The organism is Halorubrum salipaludis (assembly GCF_002286985.1).
GTDB classification, from domain to species: Archaea; Halobacteriota; Halobacteria; order Halobacteriales; family Haloferacaceae; genus Halorubrum; species Halorubrum salipaludis.
Window position 1 is genome coordinate 1 of sequence record NZ_NSKC01000024.1, and the last position, 4,718, is coordinate 4,718.

General features: G+C 56.4%; 3 protein-coding genes and 2 pseudogenes. 1 reads left to right on the forward strand and 4 read right to left on the reverse strand.

Annotated features, from left to right (window positions below; genetic code table 11):
• From CK500_RS16640 to coxB, 3 genes and pseudogenes are all read right to left on the reverse strand, one after another.
• Positions 1-323: pseudogene (locus tag CK500_RS16640) on the reverse strand (IS6 family transposase); the annotation flags it as partial.
• A gap of 140 nt (positions 324-463) precedes the next feature.
• On the reverse strand, positions 464-2,962 hold the full coding sequence (locus CK500_RS16645; protein ID WP_095638298.1) for a cbb3-type cytochrome c oxidase subunit I: 2,499 nt from the start codon (positions 2,960-2,962) through the stop codon (positions 464-466).
• On the reverse strand, positions 2,959-3,750 hold the full coding sequence (coxB, locus tag CK500_RS16650; protein ID WP_095638299.1) for a cytochrome c oxidase subunit II: 792 nt from the start codon (positions 3,748-3,750) through the stop codon (positions 2,959-2,961). Before coxB ends, CK500_RS16645 begins: the two co-directional genes overlap by 4 nt.
• A gap of 263 nt (positions 3,751-4,013) precedes the next feature.
• Here coxB and CK500_RS17515 point away from each other — a divergent pair, with 263 nt between their 5' ends.
• Positions 4,014-4,199: a hypothetical protein gene (locus tag CK500_RS17515; protein WP_198951605.1), complete on the forward strand. Its 186-nt coding sequence runs from the start codon at positions 4,014-4,016 to the stop codon at positions 4,197-4,199.
• On the opposite strand, the pseudogene CK500_RS17685 reads toward CK500_RS17515, so the two are convergent.
• Positions 4,164-4,718 (reverse strand): annotated as a pseudogene (locus CK500_RS17685) (IS6 family transposase); the annotation flags it as partial. The gene CK500_RS17515 and the pseudogene CK500_RS17685 sit on opposite strands and share 36 nt — an antisense overlap.

Here is a 4,718-nt window from a genome sequence, read left to right on the forward strand (position 1 = left end):
ATTTCGTTCGTGGCGGGATCGACTGCCGCGTACAGCCAGTGGCGCTGGTCGTTGACCTGAATCACCGTCTCGTCCACCGCGATGTGATTCGGCTCGGCATCGCTTTCCGGCTGTAGGTCGGCTTTCTGCACCCAGTTGTGGATGGCCGTTCGACTGCGCTTGACACCCAATTTATCGAGTATCTGTTTGGTATTCGCAACTGATAATCCAGCAACGTGGAGGTGAATACCTACTTCAATGATCTCGCGGAGTGTCCGCTCTCGCTCAACAAATTCTAAGTCGATCCAATCGCTACGACCCCTGAGGCGTTCGATTTCTGGCATGGACACCACGAAATCCAACGCCTCATCCTTAACTTAACACCGCCCTAGTTAGTGGGCAGAGATTTATGAGTCGTAGACATCTACACTGTTGATAGTATAATATCCAAAATATACAGAATTTTATAATTCTTCCGATGTCTTCAGAAGAGGTAGAACAGCGGGAAGATAAACACCCAGACGATGTCGACGAAGTGCCAGTAGAGGCCAAAGTACTCGATTGGCCGCTCGTCGTCGAGGTAGTGGCCTTGGTAGGCCCTGATGAACAGGAAGATGGCGATCACAAGGCCAATAACTACGTGGATCCCGTGGAGGCCGGTCGTGACGTAGTAGATCGATGCTTGAATAGGGTCACCGTGGGCATTCGCCGAAATTGTCACGCCTCGCTCGAAGATCTCTTTGTTCCACTCCCACATCTTGATCGCCAGGAAGGTGAACCCGAGCAGGATCGTCGCGCCGAGCGAGGCCAGGAGCCCCTTGCGGCTCTTCCTGCGGGCCGCGACCAGCGCGAGGATGACGGTGAACGAGGACGTGATCAGCACGAAGGTGTTGATGAGGCCGGGAAGCGCCTCCGTCAGCGGCTCCCACGTGCGCCATCCGGCGTTGTACCGGACGAAGATGGCTGCAGAGAGGAACGCGCCAAAGACGATCACGTCTGACGCGATGAAGAACCACATCCCCAGTTTGACTTTCTCGACGCCGTCGAACGGCCACCGCTCGGCGAACTCTGTCGGTGGGGCATAGAAGTCCTCAAGGCCCCACTTCACCCCGGTCCAGATGAGTCCGACCAGACCGATAACTATGAGTATCGGGTATACCGGATTCGAGATTGTCACGCCAGTCGATGTGAGCGACTCGCCCAGCTCGAAGACAACGTTATCGCGGAACCCGGTGAGTCCGAGGAACAATACACCGACTGCCAGCGATAGGGCCAGCGGCCAGATACTTGCGTGGCTTGGGTGCTTGTCCCAGTACGGATATTTTTTGATGTGTTCGGAGTGGGTGTCACCACCGTCAGTCGTCCCGTTCCCATTGGCGTCGGTCTTGACAGCCGGACCTCCGTCTGGCACATAATCTTTCACGAATTCAAGCTTACCGGACGCGTAGGACGGCCGGTTTGGCCAGTTCTCGAGCGGCGGGGGTGAAGAGATGGCCCACTCAGCAGTTCGCGAGTAGTCCCATGGGTTGTCGCCGGCAGGCTCGCCGGAGACATACGACTTCGCGAAGTTATAGAACATGATGAAGAAGGAGAATCCGAGTACGAACGCGCCGATAGTGCCGAATTGGTGGTAAATTTGGAGTTCGGGGTTGTATTCGAAGACACGCCGGGGGGTCTCCCAGGCGAGGAACATCGAGAAGTAGACGGCGTTGAACCCGATGAAGAACAGTATGAAATGGATCTTCCCGAGGAGTTCATCGTACATCTTCCCAGTTATTTTCGGGAACCAGTAGTACGCAGCGCCGATCAGCGCTGTCGCCCCCCCGAACATCACGTAGTGGAAGTGCGCGACCACCCAGTAGGTGCCACGGAACTCGTAGTCTAGGACGATAGCGCCGAGGAACACCCCGGTGATGCCGCCGAGGATGAACAATAGCAGCGCCCCGAACGCGAAGAGGAATGGTGTCGTGAACTGGATTCGTCCCTTGATGAGCGTGTAGATCAGCGAGAACACGATCAGGTCAAAGGGTAAGGAAATACCGATGGTGGTCGCCATCATCAGCGTCTTAATCTCCAAGTTGATCGTCGTCAGGAACATATGGTGCATCCACACAAGGAACGATTGGACGGAGACAAGACAGATGGAGATGATCACCCACTTTCGCCCGACGAGGCGACGCCCAGAGAAGGTCTGGAAAAGCTCCAACATTGCACCGAGCGCCGGGAAGAAGACGATGTACACCTCCGGATGGCCGAAGAACCAGAATAGGTGGCCCCACAGGAGGGAGCCGCCCTCGGTCGCGGAGAAGTACACCGAGCCGAGCACACGGTCGGATGCAAGGATTAGTCCCGCAGCGAGTAATGCGGCGAATGCGAACAGCATCATCCACACGGTCGCGAGGATGGACCACGTGAACATCGGCATGTCCATGATTCCCATCCCTTCGGCACGCGAGTGATGAATAGACACGAGGAAATTTATCGACGAGGCGGTGACTCCGATGGTGAACATCGCGAGTGCTAGTATCGCACCCGTCGACCCGATGCTCGGCGTGTACATTGGCACGTTGAGCGGAGCGTATATCGTCCAGCCAGCGCTCAGCGTGCCGCCCTGGAAGAAGCTGATTGATAATAGTACGCCTGAGAACAGGTACATCCAGTAGGAGAGTGCGTTAAGCCGTGGGAACGCAAGGTCGTCGGCACCGATCTGGAGCGGCACGAAGTAGTTTGCAAAGCCGAAGGCAAACGGGGAGAGGAACCAGAACACCATTATCAGTCCGTGGGCAGTGACGGCCTCGTTGTACGCCAGCCCGGACAGGATCTGACTTGTTGGTTCCCAGAGCTGGACGCGGATCAGAAGCGCGAGCACGCCGCCGAACAGCAGGAAGAACAGCGCCGTGATCGTGTAGAGGATCCCGATGTCCTTGTGGTTAGTCGTGACGAGCCATCGTTTGACGGAAGTCGTGGGCGGGAGTTCGCTCATGTAGGGGCACCTCGAATGATCGCGTTGTCAACGCTGGGAGCATTTCCGGCGGAAGTCGTCTCGATATTGGAGGTGTTTTCACTTTGGGTACCTGCATACCATTCTTCCCACTCGTCTTGCGGGAGCACCGTGATTTGACCAGTCATCGCAGAGTGACCGGCCCCACAGAGCTCGAAGCATTCGACTCGGTACGTTGCCTCGCCGCCCTGTGCCTCGACTTCTTCGGAACTCACGGAGAACCAGACCTCGCTGGTCTCTCCGGGGATAGCGTCGGATTTTATCCGCAACTCTGACGAGCCGAAGTTGTGCCACACGTCGCGTGAGGTCACGTCGAGGTTGACTCGGTGATCGGCCGGCACGACCATCTCGCCCGTCGTGGTGTGGCCGTTCGGGTACTCGTACTCCCAGCCGAACTGGTACCCCTCGACGAGGATCTCGATGTCGCTCTCGTCCGCTGTGTCTGGCCCCTCCTCGACGTAGAGGAGGATCCCGTACGCGTACACGACCAGACTGATCACGACGATCGCGCTCAGTCCGAACGAGAGGAAGAGCTTCTTTGCTTTCGGACCGCCCTGTCCCGTCGGGAGTTCGCCGACTACCGGCGCGTCGAAGTCCTCCTTCGGTTCGCTCCCGTCGTCGCGATACTTGTACACGTTCCACAGCGTGTACGCCACGACAATCGTACCGACGAGCGTCCCGAGCGCGAGGAAGATGAAGAAGATCTCGTCAAAGACCTCCGCCTGTGCGCGCCAGTCGCTCCCCTGTTGTAGGATAACTGGGTCTATCATGTTTGCCTTTCGACTCTTGGGCGCTCCTTCACGAGAGTACACTTATTATTTTGTATCGTCTGACTAGGATGGTCTCACCGAGCTCTCGGATCTGATGTCACGTGGAATTACCGACAACGTTGCTGGTAGAGAGCATCTTGCTCGTGTTGATCGCTCCCCATGCCCTTGGAGACGTGACTCCGTGAGAACTGCTCCGATGGCGGAGACAGCAGTGTTTCACCCGGGGCTTTCTTCCGAAACTGAGTCCGCTATCGATCGTCCTTTTGAGCCTCACAATCGGTACGATATTCACCTCACAGGGTGGTATTATTGTTGAAAATCCGCGGCTGCTGGCGCTGATGGAGATTCCAGTCATCACCTTCTACACGATCAATCTCGGCGTGGGATTCGCTGTCGGCGGCGTCGTGTTAAGTTTAGCATTGGTTCCACCAGACGGCGAAGGTTTGTAACCACGACTCAGCCGAGATAAGCGACGCGTTGCCGAACGTATTTGAGAACGAGGAAGTTCGTCGTTTTACCTCTCGAAAGACACGTTCGACGCTATTTCGATTTCCGTGTTTTTCGTAGCGGAAATCGAGGCCGAGCCGGTCGAGCGCACTCGCCAAGTGCGTTGCACCGTCGACGAGAAAGGTCGCTTGCTCGATCTGCTGTTGCTCGCGGAGTTCACGCAGAAACAGCACGGTGAGCTGCGTCGTTCACGTCTGAAACAGCCGGACATAGAGGATTTCGTTCGTGGCGGGATCGACTGCCGCGTACAGCCAGTGGCGCTGGTCGTTGACCTGAATCACCGTCTCGTCCACCGCGATGTGATTCGGCTCGGCATCGCTTTCCGGCTGTAGGTCGGCTTTCTGCACCCAGTTGTGGATGGCCGTTCGACTGCGCTTGACACCCAATTTATCGAGTATCTGTTTGGTATTCGCAACTGATAATCCAGCAACGTGGAGGTGAATACCTACTTCAATGATCTC

Excerpts from the sequence above, each read along its gene's own strand:
- CK500_RS16645 (WP_095638298.1), bottom strand. The coding sequence starts at position 2,962 with ATGAGCGAACTCCCGCCCACGACTTCCGTCAAACGATGGCTCGTCACG.
- coxB (WP_095638299.1), bottom strand. The coding sequence starts at position 3,750 with ATGATAGACCCAGTTATCCTACAACAGGGGAGCGACTGGCGCGCACAG.